This window comes from Phenylobacterium sp., from assembly GCF_041919955.1.
GTDB lineage: Bacteria > Pseudomonadota > Alphaproteobacteria > Caulobacterales > Caulobacteraceae > Phenylobacterium.
Genome location: NZ_JAYRSU010000019.1, coordinates 64,862 through 88,745, shown reverse-complemented (window position 1 = coordinate 88,745; position 23,884 = coordinate 64,862). Strand labels below are relative to the sequence as shown.

The 23,884-nt window shown below is 63.6% G+C and carries 29 protein-coding genes and 1 tRNA gene; 10 read left to right on the top strand and 20 right to left on the bottom strand.

The window, feature by feature from the left end; all coding sequences use genetic code 11:
• Window positions 1-67: 67 nt before the first annotated feature.
• The 3 genes from ACE3T2_RS15865 to ACE3T2_RS15855 all read left to right on the top strand — a co-directional run bounded on the left by ACE3T2_RS15865 (window position 68) and on the right by ACE3T2_RS15855 (window position 4,181).
• The gene (locus ACE3T2_RS15865; RefSeq protein ID WP_374659040.1) at window positions 68-727 is read left to right on the top strand and encodes a helix-turn-helix domain-containing protein; all 660 of its coding nucleotides are present in this window, start codon (window positions 68-70) and stop codon (window positions 725-727) included.
• Between the two features lie 129 nt (window positions 728-856).
• Complete coding sequence (locus ACE3T2_RS15860; RefSeq protein ID WP_374659038.1) at window positions 857-3,523, top strand: GNAT family N-acetyltransferase; 2,667 nt, start codon at window positions 857-859, stop codon at window positions 3,521-3,523.
• Between the two features lie 58 nt (window positions 3,524-3,581).
• Window positions 3,582-4,181 (top strand): glutathione S-transferase family protein, encoded by a 600-nt coding sequence (locus ACE3T2_RS15855; protein ID WP_374659036.1) that lies wholly within the window; start codon window positions 3,582-3,584, stop codon window positions 4,179-4,181.
• Here ACE3T2_RS15855 and ACE3T2_RS15850 read toward each other — a convergent pair.
• The 6 genes from ACE3T2_RS15850 to ACE3T2_RS15825 all read right to left on the bottom strand — a co-directional run bounded on the left by ACE3T2_RS15850 (window position 4,178) and on the right by ACE3T2_RS15825 (window position 9,070).
• Window positions 4,178-4,783, bottom strand: a complete 606-nt coding sequence (locus ACE3T2_RS15850) for a phosphoribosylglycinamide formyltransferase (RefSeq protein ID WP_374659034.1) — start codon at window positions 4,781-4,783, stop codon at window positions 4,178-4,180. The genes ACE3T2_RS15855 and ACE3T2_RS15850 overlap by 4 nt on opposite strands.
• A complete protein-coding gene (locus ACE3T2_RS15845; protein WP_374659032.1) occupies window positions 4,780-5,604 on the bottom strand; it encodes an MBL fold metallo-hydrolase in 825 nt (274 codons plus the stop codon). Before ACE3T2_RS15845 ends, ACE3T2_RS15850 begins: the two co-directional genes overlap by 4 nt.
• Window positions 5,601-6,377 (bottom strand): TatD family hydrolase, encoded by a 777-nt coding sequence (locus tag ACE3T2_RS15840; protein ID WP_374659030.1) that lies wholly within the window; start codon window positions 6,375-6,377, stop codon window positions 5,601-5,603. Before ACE3T2_RS15840 ends, ACE3T2_RS15845 begins: the two co-directional genes overlap by 4 nt.
• A gap of 15 nt (window positions 6,378-6,392) precedes the next feature.
• Window positions 6,393-7,391 (bottom strand): DNA polymerase III subunit delta', encoded by a 999-nt coding sequence (locus ACE3T2_RS15835; protein WP_374659028.1) that lies wholly within the window; start codon window positions 7,389-7,391, stop codon window positions 6,393-6,395.
• Complete coding sequence (tmk, locus tag ACE3T2_RS15830; protein ID WP_374659060.1) at window positions 7,384-8,031, bottom strand: dTMP kinase; 648 nt, start codon at window positions 8,029-8,031, stop codon at window positions 7,384-7,386. Before tmk ends, ACE3T2_RS15835 begins: the two co-directional genes overlap by 8 nt.
• Before the next feature lie 64 nt (window positions 8,032-8,095).
• Window positions 8,096-9,070: a septal ring lytic transglycosylase RlpA family protein gene (locus ACE3T2_RS15825; protein WP_374659026.1), complete on the bottom strand. Its 975-nt coding sequence runs from the start codon at window positions 9,068-9,070 to the stop codon at window positions 8,096-8,098.
• Between the two features lie 225 nt (window positions 9,071-9,295).
• Between ACE3T2_RS15825 and ACE3T2_RS15820 the strand changes: the two genes are divergently transcribed.
• Window positions 9,296-9,386, top strand: a tRNA-Ser gene (locus ACE3T2_RS15820).
• An 80-nt stretch (window positions 9,387-9,466) separates the two neighbouring features.
• Entirely contained in the window at window positions 9,467-10,549 is a 1,083-nt protein-coding gene (locus ACE3T2_RS15815) for a tyrosine-type recombinase/integrase (protein WP_374659024.1), read from the top strand.
• A gap of 54 nt (window positions 10,550-10,603) precedes the next feature.
• Here ACE3T2_RS15815 and ACE3T2_RS15810 read toward each other — a convergent pair whose 3' ends face one another.
• The 7 genes from ACE3T2_RS15810 to ACE3T2_RS15780 form a co-directional block, all read right to left on the bottom strand.
• Window positions 10,604-11,056 (bottom strand): surface-adhesin E family protein, encoded by a 453-nt coding sequence (locus ACE3T2_RS15810; RefSeq protein ID WP_374659022.1) that lies wholly within the window; start codon window positions 11,054-11,056, stop codon window positions 10,604-10,606.
• 47 nt (window positions 11,057-11,103) lie between these two features.
• A complete protein-coding gene (locus ACE3T2_RS15805; RefSeq protein WP_374659020.1) occupies window positions 11,104-11,397 on the bottom strand; it encodes a hypothetical protein in 294 nt (97 codons plus the stop codon).
• Window positions 11,398-11,509: 112 nt separating this feature from the next.
• Window positions 11,510-12,112 (bottom strand): hypothetical protein, encoded by a 603-nt coding sequence (locus tag ACE3T2_RS15800; protein ID WP_374659018.1) that lies wholly within the window; start codon window positions 12,110-12,112, stop codon window positions 11,510-11,512.
• Window positions 12,113-12,168: 56 nt separating this feature from the next.
• A complete protein-coding gene (locus ACE3T2_RS15795) occupies window positions 12,169-12,459 on the bottom strand; it encodes a hypothetical protein (protein ID WP_374659016.1) in 291 nt (96 codons plus the stop codon).
• Window positions 12,460-12,492: 33 nt separating this feature from the next.
• Complete coding sequence (locus ACE3T2_RS15790) at window positions 12,493-13,359, bottom strand: hypothetical protein (protein ID WP_374659014.1); 867 nt, start codon at window positions 13,357-13,359, stop codon at window positions 12,493-12,495.
• A gap of 39 nt (window positions 13,360-13,398) precedes the next feature.
• A complete protein-coding gene (locus ACE3T2_RS15785) occupies window positions 13,399-13,680 on the bottom strand; it encodes a hypothetical protein (protein ID WP_374659012.1) in 282 nt (93 codons plus the stop codon).
• 12 nt (window positions 13,681-13,692) lie between these two features.
• Complete coding sequence (locus ACE3T2_RS15780; RefSeq protein ID WP_374659010.1) at window positions 13,693-13,974, bottom strand: hypothetical protein; 282 nt, start codon at window positions 13,972-13,974, stop codon at window positions 13,693-13,695.
• Window positions 13,975-14,454: 480 nt separating this feature from the next.
• Here ACE3T2_RS15780 and ACE3T2_RS15775 point away from each other — a divergent pair, with 480 nt between their 5' ends.
• From ACE3T2_RS15775 to ACE3T2_RS15755, 5 genes are all read left to right on the top strand, one after another.
• Window positions 14,455-15,780, top strand: a complete 1,326-nt coding sequence (locus tag ACE3T2_RS15775; protein ID WP_374659008.1) for a tyrosine-type recombinase/integrase — start codon at window positions 14,455-14,457, stop codon at window positions 15,778-15,780.
• On the top strand, window positions 15,777-16,232 hold the full coding sequence (locus ACE3T2_RS15770; protein ID WP_374659006.1) for a hypothetical protein: 456 nt from the start codon (window positions 15,777-15,779) through the stop codon (window positions 16,230-16,232). The genes ACE3T2_RS15775 and ACE3T2_RS15770 overlap by 4 nt, the downstream gene beginning before the upstream one ends.
• A 104-nt stretch (window positions 16,233-16,336) precedes the next feature.
• Window positions 16,337-16,561 carry a helix-turn-helix domain-containing protein gene (locus ACE3T2_RS15765; RefSeq protein ID WP_374659004.1) on the top strand — a complete coding sequence of 75 codons (225 nt, stop codon included), beginning with the start codon at window positions 16,337-16,339 and terminating at the stop codon, window positions 16,559-16,561.
• A complete protein-coding gene (locus tag ACE3T2_RS15760) occupies window positions 16,558-16,971 on the top strand; it encodes a hypothetical protein (RefSeq protein ID WP_374659002.1) in 414 nt (137 codons plus the stop codon). Before ACE3T2_RS15765 ends, ACE3T2_RS15760 begins: the two co-directional genes overlap by 4 nt.
• A gap of 15 nt (window positions 16,972-16,986) precedes the next feature.
• On the top strand, window positions 16,987-19,029 hold the full coding sequence (locus tag ACE3T2_RS15755; protein ID WP_374659000.1) for a bifunctional DNA primase/polymerase: 2,043 nt from the start codon (window positions 16,987-16,989) through the stop codon (window positions 19,027-19,029).
• A gap of 360 nt (window positions 19,030-19,389) precedes the next feature.
• Here the strand turns inward: ACE3T2_RS15755 and ACE3T2_RS15750 are convergent, their stop codons facing one another.
• From ACE3T2_RS15750 to ACE3T2_RS15720, 7 genes are all read right to left on the bottom strand, one after another.
• Window positions 19,390-19,827, bottom strand: coding sequence for a hypothetical protein (locus tag ACE3T2_RS15750; protein ID WP_374658998.1), 438 nt, complete (start codon window positions 19,825-19,827; stop codon window positions 19,390-19,392).
• 101 nt (window positions 19,828-19,928) lie between these two features.
• On the bottom strand, window positions 19,929-20,570 hold the full coding sequence (locus tag ACE3T2_RS15745; protein ID WP_374658996.1) for a hypothetical protein: 642 nt from the start codon (window positions 20,568-20,570) through the stop codon (window positions 19,929-19,931).
• Window positions 20,571-20,574: 4 nt separating this feature from the next.
• Entirely contained in the window at window positions 20,575-20,997 is a 423-nt protein-coding gene (locus tag ACE3T2_RS15740) for a hypothetical protein (protein WP_374658994.1), read from the bottom strand.
• Window positions 20,998-21,127: 130 nt separating this feature from the next.
• Entirely contained in the window at window positions 21,128-21,886 is a 759-nt protein-coding gene (locus ACE3T2_RS15735; protein ID WP_374658992.1) for a TIGR04255 family protein, read from the bottom strand.
• Between the two features lie 61 nt (window positions 21,887-21,947).
• Window positions 21,948-22,727: a hypothetical protein gene (locus tag ACE3T2_RS15730; RefSeq protein ID WP_374658990.1), complete on the bottom strand. Its 780-nt coding sequence runs from the start codon at window positions 22,725-22,727 to the stop codon at window positions 21,948-21,950.
• Window positions 22,720-22,929 (bottom strand): hypothetical protein, encoded by a 210-nt coding sequence (locus tag ACE3T2_RS15725; protein ID WP_374658988.1) that lies wholly within the window; start codon window positions 22,927-22,929, stop codon window positions 22,720-22,722. Before ACE3T2_RS15725 ends, ACE3T2_RS15730 begins: the two co-directional genes overlap by 8 nt.
• Window positions 22,930-22,981: 52 nt before the next feature.
• On the bottom strand, window positions 22,982-23,542 hold the full coding sequence (locus ACE3T2_RS15720) for a hypothetical protein (RefSeq protein WP_374658986.1): 561 nt from the start codon (window positions 23,540-23,542) through the stop codon (window positions 22,982-22,984).
• Between the last annotated feature and the right edge of the window lie 342 nt (window positions 23,543-23,884).

Here is a 23,884-nt window from a genome sequence, read left to right as displayed (position 1 = left end):
TAAGTGGCCTTCCCAAATTTCGCGCCGTCCGGCCGACGCGTACGCAAAGGGCATGCAGGAGGTTCGCATGACCCTTACCGACTGGTTCCACGACGCCAAGCCGCCCCGCCCCGCTCCATTCGACGGCCAGGACCTGCTGTCGCGCATCGGCGTGCCGATGGCGTTCGCGAAGGACGAGGAAATCTATGGCCAGGGCGAGACAGCCGATCGCATCTATCGTGTGGTCAGCGGCGTGGTTCGGACCTCGCGCTTCATGGCCGACGGACGCCGGCCGATCGGCGCCTTCTATCATGCGGGCGAGATTTTCGGCGTCGAACAGGACGACCGCCACGAGATGGCTGCCGAAGCCCTGAGCAACTGTGTCGTCCTGGTGCTGAGCCGCGAAGCCTTCCTGGCCGCGGGCCTGGAAAAGGAACTGCAGACCCTGGTGTGGGAAGCCACCTTGCGCGACCTCGAGAGCGCACGCGAGCATCTGGCGCTGCTGGTCCGCAAGAACGCCCGCGAACGCGTCGCCAGCTTCCTGCTCGGCCTTGAAGCCAAGGCTGACGACGACCTTGTGGATCTTGCCGTCGGCCGCCAGGACATGGCCGATTACCTGGGCCTGACCATCGAAACGGTGTCGCGCATGATCACCCAGCTGCAGAGCGCCAAGATCGTCGAGTTCCCGACATACAGGCAGTTCCGGGTCCGAAACCGCCATTTGCTCGAAGGCATGGCCGCCGGCTGATGCATCGAGCCGGCGCACGGGGTTCCGAAAACGTGGACAGGGCGCAGGAGGCGGCTTGATCCGCGCCCGCGAACGCATTGTTCTTTCGGGCGGGCGCCTCGGCGCCCTGCCACGGCGGAGCTGCGAGCCATGACGACCCGAAATCTCGACGCGCTCTTCCATCCCAACGCCATCGCCCTGATCGGGGCGAGCAACCGACCGGGCTCTGTCGGCCAGGTGCTGTCGCGCAACCTGCTGGAGAGCGGGTTTGCGGGCCCGGTCCTGCCGGTGTCGCTGACCGCCAGCGCCGTTCGCTCGGCCATCGCCTACCGCTCGGTGTCCGACCTGCCGCTGACGCCGGACCTCGCGGTCATCGCTACCCCTGCCGCCACTGTGCCAGGGCTGGTGCGAGAGGCGGCGGAGTTCGGATGCCGCGCCGCCATCGTGATCAGCGCGGGGGTCGATGCGGTCCAGCGCCAGGCGATGCTGGATGCGTCCAAGCCCGGCCTGATGCGCATCCTGGGGCCCAACTGCCTGGGCTTCATGTCGCCGCGACTGGGCATCAACGCCAGTTTCGCGCACTTCACCCCGGCTACGGGCGGCCTGGCGCTGGTGTCGCAGTCGGGCGCCGTGGCCGCCGCGGCCATCGATTGGGCCCATGCCCGGGGCGTCGGCTTCTCGCATGTCCTCACCATCGGCGACGTGGCCGACATCGATTTCGGCGACCTGCTCGACTATCTGGCGCTCGATCAGGAGACACGCGGCATCCTGCTCTATGTCGAGAGCATCACCGACGCGCGCAAGTTCATGACCGCCGGCCGCATCGCCGCGCGCACCAAGCCGGTGGTCGTGGTCAAAGCCGGGCGCGGCGCGGCCGGCGCGAAGGCCGCCTTCTCCCATTCCGGCGCCCTCGCCGGCTCGGATCTCGTCTATGAGGCGGCCTTCCGACGCGCCGGCATGCTCCGGGTCGGCGGCCTGCGCGAACTGTTCGACGCCGTATCGACTCTGGGCGCAGGCCTGCGTGTCTACGGCGATCGCCTCGCCATCCTCACCAACGGCGGCGGGGCCGGGGTGATGGCCGCCGATGCTCTGGAAAGCCGCGACGGCCGCCTTGCTGAACTCTCGCCAGAGACCCTGGAAAAGCTGGACGCAATCGCGCCTGATCATTGGTCGCGCGCCAATCCGGTCGATATCCTGGGCGACGCGCGCGCGCCGCTGTACGGCCGGGCGCTCGACATCATGCTGGAAGACCCGGGCGCCGACGCGGTGCTGGTGATGAACTGCCCCACGGCCGTCGAGGGCAGCACGGCGGCGGCCGAAGCAGTCGTGCAGATTCTGAAGGAGAAGCGCTATCACCGCCCGGTGCTCAGCGCGTGGCTCGGCCAGACCGCTGTCGCGGAGGGACGGCTCAAGCTTGCCGCGGCTGGTGTGCCGGCGCACGAGACGCCGGACGAGGCCGTCCGGGCCTTCATGCACCTGGTCAACCATCGCAAGGCCCAGGACGCCCTGATCCGTACCCCCTCAGGCCTGCCGGGCGAACCGGATCGGGCGGCCGTGAGTGCTGTAATCGACGCCGCCCGCGCCGACGGCCGGGCCCGCCTCACCGACCCGGAGACCCGTGCGATCCTGCGCGCCTATGGCGTACCGGTGCTGGAAAGCCGCCAGGCCGCGACCCCGGAAGCGGCGGGCGCTGCCGCGGCGGAGATCGGCGGAGCCGTGGCGCTGAAGATTCTCTCCCCCGACATTACCCACAAGTCCGACATCGGCGGCGTCGTGCTTGGCCTCGAAGGCGCCGAAGAGACTGAGCACGAGGCGCGGGCGATGCTGACCCGGATCGCCAAGACCAAGCCGGATGCGCGGCTTTCGGGGGTGGTGATCGAGCCGTTGGTCCACCGGCCCCTCGCTCAGGAACTGTTGGTCGGCTTTGCCCGCGATCCGCTGTTCGGCCCGGTTGTGACCTTCGGCGCCGGCGGGGTCGGGGTCGAGATCATCGCCGACCGCGTGATCGGGTTGCCGCCGCTGGACGACGTGCTCGGTCGAGACATGATCGAGCGCACCCGGATCTGGCGTATGCTGCGGGGCTACCGCGATCACCCGCCCGCGGACATCGACGCCATTATTGACGTGTTGACCCGCGTCTCGCAGATCGCGGTCGAGCATCCCGAGATCGCCGAACTGGACGTGAACCCGCTGCTGGCGGACGCAAGCGGCGTCTTGGCGCTGGACGCGCGCATGTCGCTGGCGCCGGTGGGCGCCAAGGCGCCGCGGATGGCGATCCTTCCCTACCCTGAGCGGTTGCGTAAAGAAGCCAGCATCGACGGCGAGCCGATCGTGATCCGCGCCGTGCGACCACAGGACGGTCCGGCCCTGGCCGAACTCGTCGAGGCCAGTAGCGCCGAGGACGTGCGCCTGCGCTTCCGATCGGGCTTCCGCACCCTGCCCCCGGGGTGGGCCGAGCGGCTTTCCCAGATCGACTACGACCGCGAGATGGCGTTGGTGGCCGAGGATGGCGCCGGCAAAATCCTGGCGGTTTCGCGCATAGCCGGCGACCCGCAGGGCGAGACGGCCGAGTTCGCTCTGATGGTGCGGACGGACCGCCAGCATCACGGGCTCGGCCGATTGATGCTGGGCGAAATCCTCGGCTACGCCGCCGCCAGCGGACTGCGCGAGGTATGGGGGGACGTTGCGCGCGAGAACGCCCCCATGCTGGCCACGGCCAAGAGTTTCGGCTTCGAGCGGCGGACAGCCGAAGACTTCAGCCGGGTGAAGATAGTCAAGCGTCTCGACAGCGAACCGGTGGCCGCCATCCCTCGCTAGACGCGGTTGAACCGTCGCAAGTTCCTGTTATGTTCCCGTCTCATCAACGGAGGCTCGCATGCTCACCCTGGTTCACGCGCCCAAGTCGCGCTCGACCCGCTTCATCTGGCTGCTGGAGGAACTCGGTGCGCCCTATGAGGTGATGAAGGTCGATATCAAGCGGGCCGGCGGCGAGATGGCGGGAAGCGGCGCGCGCGATCCGCGCAATCCCCACCCGCATGGCCAGGTGCCCGCGCTGCTCGATGGCGATGCGCTGATCTACGAATCCGCGGCGATCGCCCTCTACCTCACCGACAAGTTTCCCCAAGTCGGCCTCGGGCCGCTGGTCGGCGACGCCAAGCGCGGCGCGTACCTCTCGTGGCTCGCGTACTACGCCGGCGTGCTGGAACCGTCGGTGACCAATCATTGGAAGGGACGTACGGCGAGCGATGAAGGCGACAGGCAGACCTACGACATCCTGGCCAATCATCTGCGCGACACGCTTCGCGCCTCGCCCTGGCTGCTGGGCGACAACTTCTCGGCGGCGGACATCCTGTTCACCAGCCCGATGCTGTTCGCGCGCGAGCTTCTGCCCGACTATCCCGAATTCGACGACTATCTGGTCCGCGCCACGGCGCGCCCGGCGTTGGCTCGGGCCATGGGCCGTGACGACGCTTAGGCAGGCAGCGGCTGGCGGCCCTCGGCGATGGCCTGCAGGGTCTCTACGAAGAAGCCCGGCTCCATGGCGGTGACACGCGCTTCCAGGCTGTCGGGCGTGTCGCCCGGCAGCACCGGCACGGTGCGTCGCGCAATCACCGGGCCGTGGTCGTAGATGTCGTCCACGGCGTGGATCGTCGCGCCGCTTTCGGAGGCGCCGGCGGCGATCACCGCCTCGTGCACCCGGCGGCCGTACATGCCCTCGCCGCCGAAGGTCGGCAGCAGGCCGGGGTGGATGTTCAGGATGCGGTTGCGATAGGCGCCGAGGGTGAGCGGGCCGAGCCGGCGGAGATAGCCCGAAAGCACGATCAGCTCGACGCCGGCCTCCTTCATGGCGGCGCACAAGCGGGCGTCGGCGGCGTCCGGGTCGGCCTGAGTGGCGATCACCAGTGTCGCGACGCCGTGAGCGTCAGCGAACTCAAGGGCGCTGGCGCTGCGGTTGTTGCTGACCGCCAGCAGCGGCCGGGCCGCCAGCGCGCCTCGTTCGGTCGCTTCGATCACGGCGCGCATGCTCGACCCGTTTCGGGAGGCCAAGAAGCCTAGCTTAAGCGGTTCTGTCGTCACGGAAATTCACTGCCAAGTTCAAGTTCAAACCGCAGGCCGTCATAGGCCGGCTCGACACCTGGCGGGAGCTTGGAGGCCAGTTCGTCGAAATCGAGGTCGACATGCATGTTGGTGAGAATCGCGCGGCGTGGGCGCAGCCGGGCGATCCATTCGAGGGCGCGCTCGACGTGCGCATGGGTCGGGTGCGGCCGCCAGCGCAGCGCGTCGACGATCCAGACGTCGAGATCGGCCAGCGCCTCGAACGCCGCCTCATCGAGATTCACAACATCGCTGGAATAGGCAGTATTTCCAAATCGATACCCGATAGATTTAACACTTCCGTGGTCTTGCTCGAACGTGCAGACGGGAATGGCGCCCGAAGGGCCCTCCACCGCCCACCGCACGCCATGTTCCGGCAGCAAGGTCATGTCGCCAATCGCTGGATAGCCCCCCTCGCCCTTGAAGGCGTAGCCGAACCTCTGGGCCATTGTTGCGGCGGTCGCGACGTCCATATGGCAGGGGATGCGCGCCTGCTGGCGGATGAAGAAGGCGCGGATGTCGTCCAGCCCATGCGTCTGGTCGGCGTGGTCGTGGGTCAGCAGCACCGCGTCGAGGCGGCGCGCGCCCGCATCGGAGGTCTGCGAGACGAGGTCGGGCGAGGTGTCGACGATGAGCGTCGTTTCCTGTTCGGGCTCCGCCCCGCGACGGCGGACCAGCAGCGAGCATCTGCGCCGGCGGTTCTTCGGATTGGTCGGATCGCATGCGCCCCAGTCGCCATCGGCCCGGGGAACGCCGCCCGACGAACCGCAGCCGAGGATGGTGAACTCCAGCGTGCCGGTCATGGCCGCGGGATCCGGTCGAAGAGCGAGAAGAAGGCGTCCTCGGTTCGCTGCTCCGCTTCAGCCTTAGACCAGCCGCGCAACTCAGCCAGCTTGGCGAGCACGTCGGGCAGGAAGGCTGGCTCGTTGCGCCGCCCACGATGTGGAACGGGCGCCAGATAGGGACAGTCGGTTTCGACGATGATGCGCTCGTCCGGCATGTCCCGGATCAGGGCGCGGACGTCCTCGGCGGCCTTGAAGGTCGCGATGCCCGACACTGAGAACCAGGCGCCCAGCGCCGCGGCGCGCGCCGCCAAGTCCGCGCCCGAGGTGTAGCAGTGCATCAGGATCTTGAACGGCCCGGCGGCATATTCCTCCTCGAGGATCTGGCCCATGAGGTCGTCGGCCTGGCGCGTGTGCACGACAAGCGGAAGACCGCTTTCTCTCGCTGCAACAACGTGCTGGCGGAAGACCTTCGCCTGGATGTCGCGCGGGCTGAGATCGTAATGAAAGTCGAGGCCTGTCTCGCCGATCCCGACCACGCGCGGATCGGCCGTGTAGGCCAGCAGGTCGGCCGCGGAGAGATCGGGGTTCTCCTTGGCCTCGTGGGGATGGGTGCCGACGGTGCACCAGATGTCCGGATGGTCGGCCAGGGCGCGCACCGCAGCAAAGCCCGAGACCTTGTCGCTGATGTTGATCATCAGCCCGATCCCGGCGGCGCGGGCCCGGGCGATCACCTCGTCGCGGTCGGCGTCGAACTGAGGGGCGTGCAGGTTGACGTGGCTGTCGATCAGCATGGACTGGAAAGCGGCTCAGGCGCGCGCGGCGGCGCGAAGGTCGGTAAGTGCGGTGAAGAAGGCGTCCGCCCGGTCGAGATTTACAGCCTCGACCTCGCGCGGCAGGCGCTGCAGCGTCTCCCACGCCGCGGCCCAGCGATCAAGGCCGCCGTAGCCTTCGGCCGCCAGCCGCATGGCGTGGGCGTGGACGCGTTCGGCCAAACGCTCGAACAGCAGGTTGAACTGCGCCTGGCCCTCGCCGCCACGGAAGCGGTCTGCCAGCGATAGGGCCAGACCTTCATCCAAGGTCGGCAGGCCCATCAGGATTTCCTTCGCCGCATCGTCCATGGTGACAGCGCCGGCGGCGGCCAGCGACAGGGCTTTGCCTGGTGCGCCCTTCGACATGCGGGCCAGGCGGATGGCGTCCTCGGCGTTAACCGAGGCATGCTGTTCGACGAACGCGGTGACCGACTCCTCGGCCAGCGGCTGGAAGGCCAGCCGCCGGCAGCGCGAGCGTATCGTTGGCAGCAGACCGCCCGGAGAATGCGAGATCAGCAGGATGACCCCGCGCGGCGGCGGCTCCTCCAGCGTCTTCAGAACGGCGTTGGCCGCATTCACGTTGAGGTCGTCGGCCGCGTCGATGATCGCGACGCGATGCGGCGCGGCCGCCGGCGACTTGGCGAAGAAGTCCGAGAGCTTGCGGGCTTCATCTACGGGGATAGCCTTGCGCGGCTTGCCATCCTCGCCGATGCGCTCGAGCGTCAGTAGGTCGGGATGGGAGCGGGCGGTGATCTGGCGGCTGACCGGATGGTCCGGCGAGGCGCCGAGAACCCCGAAGGCTGGATTGGCCGGCGCGCCCAGCAGGCGACGGGCGGCCCGATAGGCGAATGTCGCCTTCCCCACCCCTTCGGGGCCGGTCAGCAGCCAGGCGTGGTGCAGCCGGCCGCGCGTGCGCGCCTCCTCGAAAGCGGTTTCGGCCGCCTCGTGGCCGCGAAGGCCGAAGACTTCGCGGGGATGGATCGGTGCGTCAGCCACCGGGAGCCAAGCGGGCGCTCACCGCTTCTCTGACTTGAAACTCGACCGCCTCGATGCTCTGGGCTGCGTCGACGACAGCGCAGCGAGAGGGCTCGGAAGCGGCGATCGCTAGAAAGGCGGCGCGAAGTCGCTCGTGGAACGCCAGCCCTTTGGACTCGAAGCGGGTCTCGGCGTGACCTGCGCTGGCGGCGAAGGCCTCCGCGCGGGCAAGGCCCACGTCCACCGGCAAATCGAAGACCAGGGTGAGGTCCGGCCGTACGTCGGCCAGGACGTGCGTCTCCAGCGCGGCGATGAATGCCGGGTCCACGCCGCCCGCCCCCCCCTGATAGGCGCGAGTCGAATCGGCGAAGCGGTCGCAGACCACCCAGGCGCCGCGCGCCAGAGCCGGCAGGATGGTCCGCTCGATGTGGTCGCGCCGCGCCCCGTACATCAGCAAGGTCTCGGTCGCTGGGCTCCAGCGGTCGGCCTCGCCCTTCAGGACGAGGTCGCGAATGGCTTCAGCCCCTGGTGAACCGCCGGGTTCGCGGGTTGCGACCACATCGAGGCCGAGGTCGCGCAGATGGGCGACCAGTCGGCGGACCTGCGTCGACTTCCCGGCGCCCTCGCCGCCTTCGAATGTAATGAACCGCCCTCGCGTCACGCCGGCCAAAATGGCGGCTTCGGCCGGTTTGTCCAGCCGTCCTTGCGGAACCTGCCGATGAGCCTCAGGCGCCGGGGCGCACGACGCGCGCCTCGGGCAGGCCGTAAGAGGCGACGCGGTCGCGCAGGGCCCAGGCCTCGCCCTCGTCGGCCGTTCCCTGAACCATCACGCGGTAGAGGGTCATGCCGTCCGAGCGTTGGAACGGTTCGATCGTGGCTGCAACTGAGCCGCCCAGTTGGGCGATGACCTTCTGGGCGTTGGCGGGATCTGCGAAGGCGCCGGCCTGCACCCGATAGAGGTTACGTCCAGCCGGGGGAGTGGGCGGAGCGGCGACGGGCGTCATCGTGGAAGGCGACGCCGCTGGGATGGGGGCCAGCGGCTCGCTCGCGACCGGGCCGGGGCCTGCAGCCGCCGGTGGCAAGCCGACATAGGAACTCGGCGCGCCTGGAGGTTGGGCTCCCGGCGTCGGACTTGGGGTGTAGGCCGAATAGCGCAGGCCGGCGTCAGGGGCGCCCAACGGCGCCGGGCCGACATAGCGCACCCGCACGCGCGCCTGACCCTGCTGCTCGAAGCCGAGCTGGCGCGCCGCGGCCTGGGAGACGTCGATGATCGCACCGCCCTTGAAGGGACCGCGATCGTTCACGCGCACCTGGGCCGTGCGGCCGTTCTCGAGATTGGTCACCTCGACGATCGACGGCAGCGGCAGGGTCGTATGCGCCGCCGACAGCGCGAACTGGTCGAAAACCTCGCCGTTCGCCGTGGTCTTGAGATGATAGCCCGTACCGTACCAGGTGGCCGTGCCTTCCTGGTCATAGCTTGGCTCGTCCTTCGGGGCGTACCAGACGCCGCCGACTTCGTAGGGGGCGCCGAGCTTGTAGCGGCCGCCAGCGCCGTTCGGCATCTGCCCGGGGGTCGGCCCTTCGACCGGATGCTTCGCGGCGAAGCGCGGCTGGGGCGTGGCGCAGGCGGCCAGCGACACGCCGCCCAGCAGGACCATGGCGAGAGCGCGAGCGGGCGCGCACGAACGGATGCGGATCATCGCCGCTCTCCTCCTTCAATCTACGCTCCCCAGCGTGCGTCGATGGTGGCCGCCATGCCTTGCATCAGGGTTAACGAAACGGCGCTTTTCATTAAGGCTGTCTCGCCGCTGGAGCCACGCGCCCCGCTTTGCTATAGCCGTCCGCTTCCGGATGGGTGGCCGAGTGGTTTAAGGCAGCGGTCTTGAAAACCGTAGAATACTGTCCCAATAATGAGCGACCCATTCGGGTGGATGACCGAGAGGTTTAAGGTACCGGTCTTGAAAACCGGCGAAGGTTCATAGCCTTCCGTGGGTTCGAATCCCACTCCACCCGCCAATCTCAAGAATAGACAGCGGTTTTTATCGCCTTTTTAGGGACAATGTGGGACATTGGTCTTCTGAACTTAGAGAAGACGCATGTCGAAAACCCAAAAAGTTGCCCCCGGAATCTACAAACGCGGGCCTCACCAATTCCAAGTCAAAATCCGGCGCAACGGCGCGAGTCCGTCGCGGACGTTTGAGACCCTGAAGGCGGCTCAAGCGTGGCGCGCTGTTCAACTCGGCAAGATCGTCGCGCATGACTACGTTGATCGGACGAAAGAGAAGCGCATGAATCTTCGTGACCTTCTCCAACGCTATATGGATGAAGTCACCCCGACCAAGAAGGGCAGTCGTCAGGAAGCCAACCGGCTTCGTGCATGGATGCAAAGCGATCTCGCGCCATGCTCCATCGCGGGGATCAGCCCGTCCGACATCGCCTCATGGATCGCCGCCCGTAAGGCCGAAGGCAAGGCGCCGACGACCATCAGCAACGCCGTCAATCTGCTGTCCGCCGTGTTCGGGAAAGCCCGCGAGTGGGACTACAACATCGACAACCCCTGCCGAGGTGTGGCGCGGCCAAGCCCCCGTCCTGCCCGGTTCGCTGTCATGAGCGAAGGTGATCAAGGGCTCCTGATTGAAGCTTGCGAACGCGGCCCGCAGTGGCTCCCGTTCGTCGTGAAACTCGCGCTCGCCACCGGCATGAGGCAGGGCGAGATTCGGCGCTTAAATTGGAATCATATCCACGACACACACGCTCACCTGCCGGATACCAAGAACGGTACATCCCGCGACGTGATCCTGACCACCGCTGGGGCCGCCGTGATCGCAGAAATGCGACGCAGCCTTCCGAGGCGACTGGACGGGTGGGTGTTCGGCGATCCTGACAAGCTCAGTGCGGACGGAGGCTTCACCGAATGGCAGGTGCAGCAGGCATACGCCGATGCCGCCAAGTGGGCTGAAGAGCATCTGGGCGTGAAACGCCTGACCTTCCATGACTTGCGCCACGTCGCGCTCACGGCCCTCGCGGACTACCACGACAACCTGATCGAGCTTCAGCAAACGAGCGGCCACAAGACGCTCTCGTCCCTTGCCCGCTACATGAACAGAACCCCGGAAGAGAAGGCGAAGAAGGTGCGGCTGCGTGAAGCTCAAACCAAAGAAGCGCGCCAGACCAGATGAGGCCTGAAAGTGGGGCGGCGAACGGATGCGCCGCCACCATACAATCTCGTTAGGTCAGTGGCCCAAAACCCGCCGAGCCATTTCCTCTGCCCTGCCGAAACTATCACCGAATTCGATGTTGTTCTCTGTGATGCGGCCTTCGCAAACGAGGTCGCGGATCGCCATGCCGGTGCTTCTGGGCGGAATCGACTGCCATCCCCCCGTCACCGTCTCGCTGGAAATCAGAACGCCGCCTTCAGCCAGATAGCGCGCGCGACCCTCCCGCCGCTGATTAGTTCGGCAGTCGATCTCATTGGCGGTTTGAGTTGCCCACGAAGGACGTGCGTTGAAGTACTCGACGCGCCGCGAAAACATCACAGTGCTGAAACTGACCACGCCGCCGACGCGGCGAACGCTATCCATATCGGCTACCAGCAGCGCGGATGAACTTCCGCTCACCAGCCGGAAGCTCTCGGCCTTGGCAGGCTCCGCGACTAATATCGCGCCACCCACGCACACACCGGCCATGATCCACCGCCTGAACATCGGCACCCCTGCATCCAAACATCGGAATCCTACTTGGACCCGGCGGCTGGCTCCTTGAATCCCTTGCTTACCCATTTGGCCACAAGCACGACAACGAAGACAATCACCGGCACCGCGACCGCCGCGACCAGCGCGTACCCCGCTGACGTAGAGGCGTGGATCGATGTGCGGACGGGCTCTGCTGAGTAGCCGGATTGATTCCAGAACTCGGCCATACCGGCCTGCGAAGCCTTCCGGGCACTAAGGAACCAAACCGCACAGAATGCCCACCACCCGATGAGGGCGACGACGGCAAGCCGTTTGAATCCGTTGCTCCAATTCATTCGCCTCTCCATCGTTGGCAGACACGACCATGGTCCCGCTTGATCCACAAGTCGGCGCCTGCGGCCCACAGGATCGAGAGCCGGGACGGAAGGCGGCGTGAATTGCCCACTGCTAATATTCGCCGTTGAACATCGCCTTCACGTCGGCTCGCCTTTCCAAGCAGGCAAGAAGCACCTTGGTGGCTGCTCTGCACAAGGCATCGTCTCTTGGATTCTCGCCGGACTTACCGCCATGAAAAAGATTGTCTCTGACAATTTTGACTGAACGAAATAGATCATGCGATGACGAGATCGGGATGGGCAGTATTTGGTCCCAACTCACAGCCCCATTTCGAACCATCTGGACGCATGGAGGATCGCTAATCAGATCGGCTACGTCCGCGTCTTCAGATAGATCATCGAAAATATGGGCGAGTTCCTTCTCGCGGGAAAATTTCAGCCAATCGGGCTTGGCTCTGCCGCCATCATGTCCGTGAAGAAATCCAATTTCCTTGAGCGAATGTTCGAAGCGAGCATACGCCGCGAATAGGTCTTTCTTGTCTGTTGAGACCTCGGGCAATTTCGTCGTCATCGCCTGCTCACCTTCAGCTACGGTAGCCACCGCCGAGGACGCGCGGCCATCTTTGATACGATGGACGCATAGACGGCACCATGTCGAGAAGAAGGTTCGGCGGAAACGCCCTCCGTAGCGGCTCAGAAGGCGGCTGGCGGCCACCGTGGCATGGAGGGGTAGAGGCCCGCACCCGCCCGCACTCACCCCCTCTGGCGGGCTTACGCGGCCCGCAGCGTGGCAGTTGGCATCGCCATTGCGAACAGAACCGCGTCGGTGAAACGGGTGAAGCCGAATGTCGCCATGCCTTCAGCAACATCAGCACGCCAGACGAACGCCCCTGAAAATTGGCGAGCGCATTTCAGCTTCGCGGATTGGTACGCGATCACGTCCGCCGGGTTGTCAAAGTCGAACGGCACGACAACGTGAGTGGAAATCGGAATTTTCGTTCGCTGTACAACCCGCTTTACAAGTTCAGTAGCGCGAATTCGATTCACGAATTCATGAAGCAAGCGGCAGTTATACATAGTAGGAAATCTCTTAAATTAGCATGTGAATGGCATAGGTTCTAATTCGTCTAACTCAGTATTAGTTATCTCGAACGATATTCGATGACTAACCGGCTTCTTTCTTCCGACTGATACTTTCATTGATTGAAAACTTCTGGAATGATGAAACTGCCACGTCTCGAATTCAATGAGCCATGAGTCCGGCCACGCCACATCAATGCCTTTGAGGAAACTGGTGCATGTCCGTTTTAGGGCGTACCGGACGATGCAGGAGATGCTCTTGTCCTTGGAGGCATGATCGTAAAACGGACGGACATCGACTTGTCGCGCCGCAGGCCATTTCTCCGCAAGCGCGTCCCGAAACTGTTGATGGTCGAGACCGTTCAGACCGACGATTCCATGGATCGTTGGAATGTATGTGGGGCGGTCATCGACCAGACGAATTCCGAGATCGGAAATTAGGTCTGCCCGTTCTTGTCCCAGCAGTGGCGCGTCGTCCGCGCCCAGCGCGTCGATTTCAAACCACCCCACAAGTTCAACGTCCGCCCAACGTTTTCGCTGAGCCCGATGCTTGGTGAAGACATTGCGGAGCGTCGAGCGCGCGCGTGCGATCAGGTCGCCGATTTCCTCGGGATGCTCGGCGCCCCCAAGTACGACCGTGAAGAACGCCAGATCGGACTTTGCACACCGACCGAACCGGTCGATGGCAGCGCGGGACTGCCGACGAATATATCGCTGGCGGCAACGATAGCAGGCGGGTTGGCGACAGGTGTAGTAATAACCAAGGCTATCAGTTTCGCAGCAGTCGATCTTTCGACGCAACGGCGAATTGAATGGAAGAAGGCGCAAGAGTCTTTCGACTATTTCAAGCTGCCGTTTCTTTGTGTCGTTGAAATATGTCATCTCGGGCTACTTATCGCCCGCAGTTAGGCCAGTCGGTTGCTACTCGCTTTGAGCGAGTGAACGGCTCGCGCGAGCGATCCGCTCGTTGGCCGCCTTGAGATCATTTTGGTAGCGTTGCGCGGCCTGCTGCTTCTTCGATTGCGCTGCATCGGCATTTTGCCGTGTGGACTTCAACCGTTGATCTGCCGACCGGAGCGCGTCCTGATAGCGACGGCTGGCCTCAGCCTGTTTGGCATGGGCCGCCGCGATGTCACCTCTTGCCCGAACTTTTCGTTCGGGACTCAGGCCACCGTACTCACTGATGATCTCGCTGTAGCGCACCCGATATTTAGCTCAGGCTGCGGAAGCCCTCCGCTCGATCTCGACTGCCTTCGAAGGGCGCCCCGGCCCGGCGCGTCGCGCCTGCACGGGCGATGCCGATTTGTTAGCGTTCGTCTTTTGGCTGGAAATCCAGTCAAGAACGTCGGGTCTATAGTAGATCACTTTTTTCCCGATGTTGAAGGAAGGTGGGCCAGAAATAGTGGAGTATTTCATTCGGCTTTTCTTCAACATGGAAACGGTGAAGAGAGCGGGGAATTCCCCCGAAAGCTGTTCAGTATTCAGAAAGTCACTCACGGAAATAGGTCCATATCAGGTTATGTATTCACATTAACCTCGATGAACTTTGGAGCGTTATATCTTTTTTGTATCAGGCTGACGCGGAACGCGCACTTGGCACAAACCATGACCGCACAGGCCGCCCGCTGGGACGCTTTGGGACGAACCTCGGGGAACCTGAACGGACTCAATCGACCAAGCACGAACTTAGATGACCGAAAAATCAGGCACTTGGCGGCTCTTCTCAAGCCCTGCCAAGGGCGAGGCAGCGGTCTTGAAAACCGCCGTAGGTGAAAGCCTACCGTGGGTTCGAATCCCACCCCATCCGCCACCGTGCCTGTTCGCCGACGTCCGTGACCGTCCGCAGGCTTCCAAAAATCCTTAATAAATCAAACGGTATCCTGGTGTATCGCTTCCGTTGCCGCCCGGAGGCGTCCGTTGACATCCGCCTGAAGTCGCACCATTTGTTGTATAGGAATTTGAATAGGAGGCGCGGCCATGGCTCGCCCCGTATCTCAATTGACGGCTGTTGACGCCGAGTCCTTTGCAAAGACGCCACCCCCCGGCACCGCGGGCAAAATCAGGTCGCGGCACGACGGCGCAGGCCTCTATCTGGTTGTCGATCATCGGCGGGCCAAGCCTGACGAAGGCGGCTCAGCGAGTTGGGTCTACCGCTACATGTTCGAGGGCAAGGCCCGCGTCATGGGTCTTGGTTCCTACCCCACCATCAGCCTGAAGGAGGCGCGGAAGCGTGCCGGCGATGCGCGGCACCTAAGGGCGCACGGCCAGGACCCGCTAGCCGTCCGAGACGCCGAGAAGCGCGCCCGGCTACAAGCCGCGGCCCGCGCCGTGACATTCAAGGCGGTCGCCGACGAGTACGTGAAGGCCAACCGCGTCCAATGGAAGAACGCCAAGCACAGCGCTCAATGGACGGCCACGCTGAAGACCTACGCATACCCGATCATCGGCGACAGCATCGTCGCTGATATCGACGCCGACACAGTTCTGAAGGTGCTGCGCCAAGAGGTGAAGGGAACGGGCAAGGCCGCCACGAGCACGCTGTGGGAGGCGAAGCCGGAGACCGCCAGCCGGGTTCGGGGGCGTATCGAGGCGGTCCTGGACTACGCGAAAGTTCGGAGGCTTCGCGAAGGTGACAACCCGGCGGCGTGGCGTGGCAACCTGAAACTGGCCCTGCCGGCGCGGCGGAAGGTCCGAGCCGTGGAGCACCATCCCGCCCTGCCCTTCAAGGACATTGCCGACTTCTTGGCGAAGCTCCGGGCGATGGACGGTATGGGGGCGCGCGCCTTGGAATTCGCGATCCTGACCGCCGCGCGCTCAGGTGAGGTCTTGGGCGCGACCTGGGGCGAGATCGACCTCGACGCCAAGTGCTGGACGATCCCGGCGGATCGCATGAAGGCCGGGCGTGAGCACCGCGTTCCCCTGTCGGAGGGCGCGCTCGCGATCCTGTCGGCGCTGCGGCCCGACGATGCGGAGGCCAGGGGGTATGTCTTCCCTGGAGCCAAGCCGGGCAAGCCGCTGTCGAACATGGCCTTCCTGATGCTCCTGAGGCGCATGAAACGCGACGACATCACGGCGCATGGCTTCCGCTCAACCTTCCGCGACTGGGTTTCTGCCGAGACGAACTTCTCTAGCGAGCTTGCCGAGCGCGCTCTGGCCCATGCCGTGAGCGACGGGACCGAAGCCGCTTACTTCCGCGGCGATCTACTCGACCGACGCAGGCCCCTCATGGATGCGTGGGACGCCTATTGCGCTGGCCGCCAGGGCCAGAACGTGGCGCAGCTCCAAGCGGTAGGTGCGGCATGAGCGAGAATGAGCCGATCAATGTGCAGTTTGCACGCTCCGGCCAAGAGCGGCACACGGCGATCAAGGCGGCAACTGTGCTGTTCGACGATCTAGAAACGCACTTCGGGCGCGACGTGGCGATTGAGGCGTTTGAAGAGGCGGTCCAGACCAAGCGTCGCGGCCGGCCCAAGTCAGCGGCTACGGCCGAAGAGAATGACCGCCTGCTCGCTGCCTATCGAGAAGAGCAAGGGCGAAACCCCTCAGTCAATCCGGCTAGGTTTGCGCGCGAGCATGCAAGCGAATGGGAGGAGTCCGAGTATCTGGAGAAACGGGTCCGCCGCCTCGTCGGAAACGATGACGAGCGCATCCAGGGCATGAAGCTCTTGGGGGAGATCATTCTTGGGCGCGAGCCGAACGAAGATGAGAGCTGGCTGGAGGAGTACGATCCGTTCGAAGACGAGGACCACTACTAGGGGACATTAATTCCGCCGGAATTCGTGTCCTGTTTTCAGTTTGATAGCCACGAGAGGATGCCTGCGGCTCGCGATGACAGCGAGCGAACAGAAGGTATCCCCTCGTGACTACTAGCACTCTCGACAACGACAATGCCGGCCCGCCGCCCATCGGGGCGCTGACGGTCGCCGGCTTCGCCAAGCTCTACAATGTCGGCCGGACGTTCGTTTACAGCGAACTCGCCAGCGGACGGCTCAAGGCCCACAAGGCCGGCAGCCGCACCCTGATCCTGCGCAGCGAAGCGGATCGCTGGGCGAACGCCCTCCCCCTTAAGGAAGTCCGGTCGTGAGCGTTGCTGACGGGACTATCGTCCCCGGTGTCGTGAACCCCACAGATTGGGTGGTCGCCACTGGCAACCCGGACTTCTGCCGGGGGCTGGCGGCCATCCTGGGGCCGCAGATCGAACTGGCGTTCAACCCGCCGGCCGAAGCGGGCGTGAAGCCGCCACCCGATCAATTGGCCCTCGTCTACGCGGCTCCTTCCGGCGGGACGTCAGGCAGTCGGGCGACCTTGGTCTACGTGCCCGAAGACGGCGCGCAGCGTGCAGTTCTTTTGGAGAACGCCGACGTCGTCCTTGAGGGGCGAAGCCCGACCTTTGCTCGCGTGATCCGCATCGGCGAGCGTCGGCACACGGGAAAGGCTCTGAGGCTCATCAGCGACCACGTGTCGGTGATCCCGACCGTGCCGTCCATCTCATAAACAGAAGGCCCCCGCTTGGAGGACGAGGGCCAGAAGAAACAAACAGATATCGAAATGTCTTATAGCGGAAATTCACCCGAAACGCAAAGTCGCTCGGCCCTTCACGAGGAAGCGCTGGCCTATGCGGAGCGCGGTATTCCAGTCTTCCCGTGCAAGCCGTTGAGCAAGGAACCGGCGACCCCGAACGGATTTCATGACGCGTCGGCTGACCCCGCTCAGATCAACCTGTGGTGGGAAGAGAACCCTGAGTACAACGTCGCTTTCCAGCCGCAGAAAGCCGGGCTGGCGGTCATCGACCCCGATGGCGAGCCGGGACTGGCGGCCTGGGCAAACCTGGAGCTTGAGTATGGGAACGCGCCTGAAACCTACACCGTCCGAACGCCACGGGGCGGGCTCCATCTCTACTTTCGAGGCGACCTACCGCCCTCCCAATCGTTGCTCGGAGACCATGTCGACACCCGCGGCGGCGGTTCCTACGTTCTGGTTCCTCCTTCCCGGACTGCGGACGGGGCCTATCGGGTCGAGTGTAACGCTGCGCCGGCTCCCCTACCCGCGTGGGTCGCTGAACGACTAGAGGCGGCCCGCCGGCACAAGGCGGTCAAGGTTGAGAGCGCCGTCGAATTGGACACGCCGTCCAGCATTGGACGTGCGACCGCCTTCGCCAAGAGCGCGGCTCCCTCTGTCGAGGGGGCGATGGGCGACAAGACCGCCTACGTTCTGGCCTGCGACCTCTTGAGCCTGGGTCTGTCGCCCGAGAAGACCCTCGAAATCATGCTCGAACACTGGAACGACCGGTGCGAGCCGCCTTGGGATGAAGCCGAGCTTCAGACCAAGGTCAACAATGCGGCCAGCTACGCTCAAAACGACGCTGGCGCATGGGCGGTCGAGCCGTCCTCCGAAACCTTCGGCTTCGCCCTCGACAAGCTAGTCGAAGATGATGACGAGGCGGCTCGACCGAACCCCTATGCCGGCGACGCCGAGTGGAACACGCGCGTTGCAAGCTTCCGCGGCCGAGAACCTGACGAGGACGCCGACCAGCCCGAACCGGAATTCTGGGATGATGACGGTGTGCTGCCGAAATTCCCAGGCGGTTGTACTGGCGTCGCTTATGGCCAAAGCGGGGCCGGTAAGACGACCGTCGTGCTGGCCTTGCTCATGGATGCGATCCAGGGCCGCGGCGCGCGCGTCGCCGTCCTGGCCGGCGAAGGTTCATACGGGCTCGGAAAGATGCGGGTTCCCGCCCAATGCGACGCGCACGGCATCACGCCCAAAGACCTTCGTGGACGATACAGGACGATCCCGCGCGTTCCGAACCTTACTGATCGGGCAGACATAGAAGCGCTGATTGAGGCACAGCGAGACTTCAACCCTGACATCGTCGTCATTGACACGCTAGCCACTGCCCTGCCCGGCGCAGATGAGAATGCAGCATCCACTGGCTCCCTGCTCACGGGCAACGGCCCGGCGGGCCGGCTCCACTCGGCCTTCAACGCCGCCGTCATTTTCGTCGCACACAGCGGTAAGGACGCCAGCAAGGGGCCACGGGGGTCGTCAGCGTTTGTCGGCAACGTCGACTTCGTGTGGGAGATCACGACGGACAAGCTCGCCGGCACCGCCCGTCTGCATGTCCGTAAGATGCGGGACGGGCCAGAGGGTTTCAGTGTCTACTTTCGGATCGAGCGGGCGGCCAACGGTGTCCCCGTCGCCCGGCGTATCTCCGAAAGCGACTATCGCGCGGTACACCGCGAAGAGGTCAGCCAGGATCGGCGGGAGGTCTATGAGGCGTTGAAGGAATTTGATGAGCCCGTTTCCACCCGCGTATTGGCTGCAACGCTTGTTCCTCCAGAGAAGCGCCAATCTGAAGAGGAACTCGACAGGCTGATTTTGAACGAGACGAAGCGTCTACAGTTCTTGGCCCGTCCCAATAGCAAGACAGGTGCGCCGGGGGTTCTGGCTAGCTATGTCGTCCGCGATCACCGAGGGGAGGCCTTGAAGCCTCTCATGTGGCAGGTGCCCTGCATCGGCGACCTCTATGACGACGGCGACGACGAGGAATAGCGGGAAGATCGCGGGAAGATTGCTTGCCTAAAGGCCTGCCTTGAAATTGGCCAGTAGACGTCCCTCAATCAGCCAAGGTCTTCCCAATATCTTCCCTCGAAACCCTTTTGAAATAAGGGTTCTCGCGACCCCCTCTTCCCCGATCTTCCCGCAATCTTCCCGGCCGCCAATTACCGGGGTTGGGAAGGGAAGAGCCCCCCCTATAGGGGGCCTTCCCGTCTTCCCGGCATGGTCCAGGCGCGACAGTGAGATTTTTTCGAGTAACCACACGTGCGTGCCTATAGCGCGCAATCGGCCTTCGAACTTTTGGCCCCCGCCCGTCTCACCAGCGTGACACGCGGTCTCCGGCGAGACGTTGCCCTACTGGGCAGGCTCGATAGCGGCGGCCCCTCGCGCGCGGCGTTGAGACCTCAGGAACAGGGTAGCGCTGTGGGCGCGCATCGCAGCAGCCACGCCAAGACCCCACACGAGCGCGACGAACAGCATGACCGCATACAGAGCGCTCTCCAGGGTGTCCTGAATGCTCAGAGCGACCACGGTCGCGGTTAGCGCCAGTCCCAGGCCGCAGATCGCAATGAGGCCGCGCGCCGCCCATACGTTTTGGCCGCGATGAAGGCTGAGTGACAGGCCGCCAAAGATCATCAGCAAGATGATCGTTCCGATGTCGATCCCATTGATGAGCGACAGGGCGATCAGGCCGGTCACGACGCCAAATGCACCCGCGGCCAGACGAACGACCCGTTCCGCGTGTTCTCGCGTTTCGATCTTGCCGCGCCAGAACCGATTTTCCTTAGCCAACGTCCCCTCCCCGGTAGCGGGGATGAACAGAGCATAGGCTTTCCGTTCGGGCCAGTCCGCAAGCATGACTTTGAAGCCGCGCCCCTCGCCTAGACCTTCAGCTAGGCCGCAGCGGTGAGTTTAGACACTTCTTTGGCTATCCTCTTCGCCACCTTCCTAGAATCTTCCCACCCTACGGGCCACTTCCTCAGGGTCGCGGCTCCGACCACCTCGGTAGGAGTGAAGCGGCGGGCACCCACGTCTTTGGCAACTTCCGCCGCGTGTTGTGGGGATATTGATTTCAGATGCTCAAGCATCTTCCACTGCCATGTGAGGTTCGCATTGGCCGGCCATTCGGCGACCCTGAGCAGCGTGAAACCTTTGGTTTCCAAAAGGAACATTATCAGTGTCGCGCAAGTCAGTCCCTTGCCGACCGGCAAATTTAAGTCGCCAGAAATCTCATCGAACGAGATGCCTGCATGGTCAAATCCATACGGCATCTGCTTCTCGGATATCCGCCTAGCGAGCACGGCCAACAATTTCTTATCGGCCTCGTGAAGCTCGATATCAGCCCAAGTGTAGCTATCACTGGGGGGCTCGTTCAGCAGCTTATAGTTGTCTGAGAGATGTAGTAGCGTCGCAGGTTCGTCGCCGACTTTGTATAGAAGTCCGCAATGGTAGAAATCTTCATCAAACCGGCGGATCGCGACTCCCGCGATATCTACGCCATCGAATGGATTCTTTCCCGGCCCCTTTAGAATCATCCTTCTAAATTAGGCCCTTGAGGAAATTCTTATCTTTCACGCCCCTGCGCTTTCCTTCTGCGCGAACCTTCTCAAGGAAAGACTTCCAGCTCGGCAATTCCGCGCGACGAACGTATGGGATGCGTAGGAAAATCATGAGCATTTCAAGGCTCATTTCGGTTACGTCAACTTGACTATACGCACCATCTATTATGTCCAGTTGATCCGCCCGCAAAACGGCGCTTATGCCATCGATGACGCGTTCCATTTTATCAATGGTACTGCTTTCTGGCCCGCTTTGAGCCAGTGAAATCCAACTGAGGTCGAGCGTCTTGACGTGTCGGACTGGCGGGCGTGCCAAGCGAATATGGCCACCTACTTCTTCCCTTTCACGCCCCCAAAGCGCCAGAACGCCTTGCACCGCGCGCACCATAATAGGCGTGTACATCTCTATCGACAGAATCGCGTCGCTATCTACCAGGGAGTATGAGGTGTTATCCCCGGTTCCAGGGTATGATAGCGCACTATACGCCAAATACTCTAGGCGAGGCCCAGAGTGTAGGCTGCTTAGGTCTTCCTTATGTTGGCCCCAATGCAGCATGAACGGCGTCGCCAATTGCCCAGCGGAAGAGGTCGCTGTGCTGGAGGTGGTATTGTTCGAGGCGCGCAAGGACATCATCTGGGTTTGCCTGAAACATTTCATCATGGAAGGCGTCAGTGTCAAAGATGTAGGACTCGCCCTGCTCATCTTTGGTTAACGCCATGCGAACCGAAATCTTGCCATCTGGGATTTCGATGATGGTGAGCGCTTGGTGTTCGAACACGCGCTCGGTGAAGCCGGTTAGCGGAGCAACCAGCTCCGGATTCATGATTTCAGCCGGGTTCTCCGTGCTTAGCCCCAGCTCTGCTGGTTTGATGGCGTTAACGTACCGAAGGCCGACGCGGGTAAATAGCGATTGATCGTAATTCGAGAAAAAGGCGGCCAGGATTTCACCCAGCGCGTTTCTGAAATGATCCCAATCCTTGTATTTGGTCGTAGAGAATGAGAGTGAGTCGCAGGACAGCGACACGCGAGACGTGCGCTCGATATCAGTAAAATCGTAGACCCGTGAGGGGCGCGGCTCGAAAGGCTGATCATCGATGGCCCCAGCAACTTTTAATTGGAGTTGGACGCCTCGCTTAACGTCCAGGAGCGGGTAGCTATCGATGAGCGCCTTTTGAAAGTTCGTCGGGAGGTCGCGTTCGATGGCCAGATTGATCGGATATCGAATCTGAAAAATGACCTCGGCCAGCGGGTTTCTCTCGTAAACAACCCGCGCGCGCGTCGGAGACCGCATATCTAGCCCTGTATCCCTCTAGAATCTTACCCTAGTCACGAATTCGGGCTGTACCAAGGCCCTATCGCAATCCCCTGATGGCGAGCCTGTCGCCCTGGTGGGCCAGATGCATGAGGATGCCGGCGTCATGCAGCGCCCCGGCGTTCCATAGCGAGGACGTGAAGCCCTTCCCTGCCCTGGCCAACGCGGCGGACGCCTGGGCGCGCAACTCTTCAGCCCGCTCCGGCGAGCCGGCCATGCGGTCGAAATCCGCCCATTGCTCGCGTATCCAAAGTTCCTTCTCTGGCCCGGCCATGCTCTGAAGCCGGGCGCTGGCGTCCAAGGCCCGTTCGATGACCGCCGGTCCGATCTGTTCGGGAAAGCCGATCTCCGAAAGCCAACCTGTGGCCTCGGCGTTGAACTGGGCCAGGACGCGCGGGTCGGTGTCCGCCGGAATGCGGCCGATATACTCGATACGGTAGGTGCTCGGCGCGGCCGGAGCGAAGGCGCGATCAAACTCCTTCTCATCGTCGGTTCGCGTGTCGATCTCGGGCGGCGAGAAGCCGTCAGCCCGCAGCGCCGCCTCAACCTCTGCCTCCGGTACGCCGGCCTTGAGAAGGGCTTCGGCCATCTCCAGAGCCTGCCCCTCGGTCAAGGAGGGCGTCTTGAGCGGCGATAGAATGTCGATCTCGCCATCCGGAGCTGCCGTCGTGCTGGGCTCGGGCGCTCCCGTCAGGGCCGCGTCGAAGGCCGCCACGTCGAAGCCGAGAGACGCCCATTGCTCGCGCATGGAAGCGACTTGGCCGGCGTCCAACTCGGGCGCTGCGGCGGGGTCAGTGGGGGCGTTGCTAAGGTCAGTCATTGTCGGCCCTCCTGGGCGCGGGGTGGGTGGCCAGAATTCGCGCGATGTCTCCGCGCTCCTCCTGTGAGGTGGTGGGGTCGCGCAGGCGGGCTTCCAGGATGTCGCGAGCGCGGCGGGCGCAGAGCTGGACGTAGTCGCCGATGAGCCCGAGCACGCGTTGGCGGGTTCGGGTGGTCTCGACCTGATCCAGAAGCGCCATCATGGCCTTGTAAGTGGCCCGCTGGGCCGGTGTGCGAAGGGGGTGAGCGATCTGCCTAACCATCGTCAGTCTCATCAGGCCCCACGGTCCATTCGTCGGCTGGCGTCACGACCTCGAATTCAGCGTCGATGGCCGCAGCCCCGAGAAGCGAGACCGGATCGAGGCCAAGCTCCCGCGCCATCACCTTGATTTCCGCGACCAGCGAGGCGTCATCGCGCACCCTCTCCACCGTGAGTTTGTGCTCAGTGGTGGGGTGCAGGCCGGAGCGGTTCAGCAGTTCGGTGGCCGCCTTGAGCCGGGCCTTCGGATCGACCTGTGGGTCCTGCGCAATACCTGTGATGACGCCGATGGCCATGACCGCCGTCGAGCGAATGAGCTTCTGAGCCTCTTCGTGCAGCGCGGCCTGTACGCGGGCGTCGTGGGCCAGTTTCCAGCCCATCGCCTTCCAGGTGTTCGGGCCGCCCTGATAGCCGGCTAGCTCGGCGGCCTTGGCGTTCGAGCACCCTGTCTGGATCAGCGCGAGCACGAACTGGCGCATCATCGGGCTGAGCGCCCGCATGGCCGGCCCGAGATGCATCTCGCTTTCCGCTACATATGTCGGAAGGTTGGCCGTCATTTCGCGACCTCGGATTTCTCACGGCCGCCGCCCGGATTTTTACGTCGGTCCGCGTGCGAGCGAGGGGCATGGCTAGCACCTATACGCCCGCAATCTGGCCCCCACCCCCACCCCACCCCCGGTCTTTTGGCGAATGGGTGCAGCCGCGACGAAGAGAGCCCGCTCATCGGCCAGCCGCCTTGCTTATCGCTCTCTCCGCTCGCCCGAGGTGGTCGGCGAGTACGTCGAGCTGTCGGGTGATTGCCCGGAGGGCGCTCCTAGCCTTTGCCAACTCGGCAGTCGCAACCTCGTCAGGCTCTCCATCCCCAAAGCCAACGAGCATGTCGCGATAGGCCTGCATCG